General features: G+C 59.5%; 1 protein-coding gene and 2 pseudogenes. All 3 read left to right on the forward strand.

Features of this window, described 5'->3' with window-relative positions; all coding sequences use genetic code 11:
- Nucleotides 1-384: 384 nt before the first annotated feature.
- Nucleotides 385-699, forward strand: a complete 315-nt coding sequence (locus PQR02_RS40280; RefSeq protein ID WP_408243363.1) for an MFS transporter — start codon at nucleotides 385-387, stop codon at nucleotides 697-699.
- 432 nt (nucleotides 700-1,131) lie between these two features.
- A pseudogene (locus PQR02_RS40285) lies at nucleotides 1,132-1,269 on the forward strand (IS6 family transposase); the annotation flags it as partial.
- A 337-nt stretch (nucleotides 1,270-1,606) separates the two neighbouring features.
- Nucleotides 1,607-1,845, forward strand: a pseudogene (locus tag PQR02_RS40290) (diguanylate cyclase); the annotation flags it as partial.

Consider the following 1,845-nt stretch of genomic DNA (forward strand, 5'->3'; position numbering starts at 1 on the left):
TCTATCTGTCGGACGACGCGGCGAAGGCGCGGTGGTTGAGCGATGAAGAGAAGAACTGGGTCCTGACGGACCTGGCGACAGACCGTCAGTCGCGACCCGCAGCGGGGGGGCACTTTTCGCGATGCGTTGCGTGATCCGAAAGTGTATTTGCTGGCTTTCATCTACTTCGCCTATTTCTGCTCGCTGAACACAATCCTGTTGTGGGGCCCCACCGTGCTGAAGGCCATTTCCGGACAGACCGTGAGTTCGATCGGATGGATCAGCGGGGCAATTTCCCTTGTTTCGACAATCGGGATGGGGGTCGTTGGCTATAGTTCAGATTAGTACCTGGAACGCCGCTGGCATGTGGCGCTGTGCGGGTTCGCGGCCGCGGCATGCTTTTTTTTGCTGCCGCTGGCTGTCGGTAGTCTGGCGCTGACTGTCACGTTATTGACGATCGCGTCCGTCGGCATTTTCAGCGTGCTTAGCCTGTTCTGGACTATTCCGAGTGCCTATTTGAGTCAATCCGCAGCAGCGGGTGGCCTCGCGCTGATCAGTTCGATCGGTTCATTTGGCGGTGCGGTCAGCCCCGCGATGATCGGAGCGGTCAAGGTGCGCACAGGTAGTTTGTACGTTGGCCTTGATGTTATCGCGGTCCTGTTGGCAATTGGGATGGTGACGTTGCTGGTGTGTATCCCTGCTGCTAAGGGAAGGCAGTAGATTTTCCTCGTAGCTTAGAAGATCGTAACCTCAATCAAGCGATGCAGAGCGTGAGACCTGGCTCACTTTCATGCAGTCCCAGCTCTGACAGGATAGTGGCTCACTCACTGCGACGGATGATGTCTGCAAACTCTGCCGGAAACATTCCATGGGCGCCGACATGGCCGAATTCGTCAAACGGTTTTGAATCGCCGAAGGTGGTAAACGTGACCAGCCGTCGGCTAGCGAATCCAGGGAACGAATGGCCGTTGTACCCTTGAAAGCTGCCGTAGAGGTCACCCCGGGTCGAAGGGCAGTTCAGGGTCGCCGAACGAAACCGCTCGCGCGGTAGGGGGCTCCGGCCAGCGCGTGCGGTTCATGGGAGGTCCACCGCGCGGTTCCGTATGTTGGCGAATGAGGCAACCCGCCTCGTTCTCCAGCAGGAGCCCAATCATGTTCCCTGCTATTGTTATCAGCTGCGCCGTTCGCTGGTACTTCCGGTTCAGCCTGAGCCTGCGCGACATCGAAGAATTGTCGTTCGAGCGCGGCGTCGTGGTCACTTACGAAACGATCCGTTGCTGGTGCGACAAGTTATCTGGTGAGGATAACTACTTGTGTGCCACACGGTTGGCCTACAGTCGCCAACTTGACAACGCCGCCGCATGCGCATGTCGTCGGTCATGCGCTGGCGCAGTGGACTGGCGTTTGCCTGTGGGAAGGCTCGGTGGCCGTGATAAAGCGATTGCGTTTTCTTCATCACTTCATTCTACCGCCGCATCTCGGGCAACGTGAAAGTGCCAACCGGACCGCTGCACGGCTGCTCAAGCGTCGGCCCGCGGACCTGCTGGGTCGCGAGATCTGGGCCGAATACCCAAGCCTCATCGGGTCGAGCTAGGAAGCAGCCTATCGGCAGGCGTCCGAGACCGGTATGCCCAGCACCGCGACCGACTTTTACGCGCCGCTCGGTACCTGGTTTGAAGTGCGGGCGTTCCCATGCGACGACGGTGTCATCGTGCCGGTTCGCGATGTCACCGAAGCGCGCGCGATCTCCGAACGCTTGTCGCGCCAGGCCACGCATGATGAACCGACCGGCCTCATCAACCGCCGGGAACTGCTGCTGCGCCTGAACCCTCTCGTCGACGAAGGCGCGGCCGATTCCGTCGATCG

The sequence above is a fragment of the Paraburkholderia sediminicola genome (assembly GCF_046026895.1).
In the GTDB taxonomy this organism is placed as follows: domain Bacteria; phylum Pseudomonadota; class Gammaproteobacteria; order Burkholderiales; family Burkholderiaceae; genus Paraburkholderia; species Paraburkholderia sediminicola_C.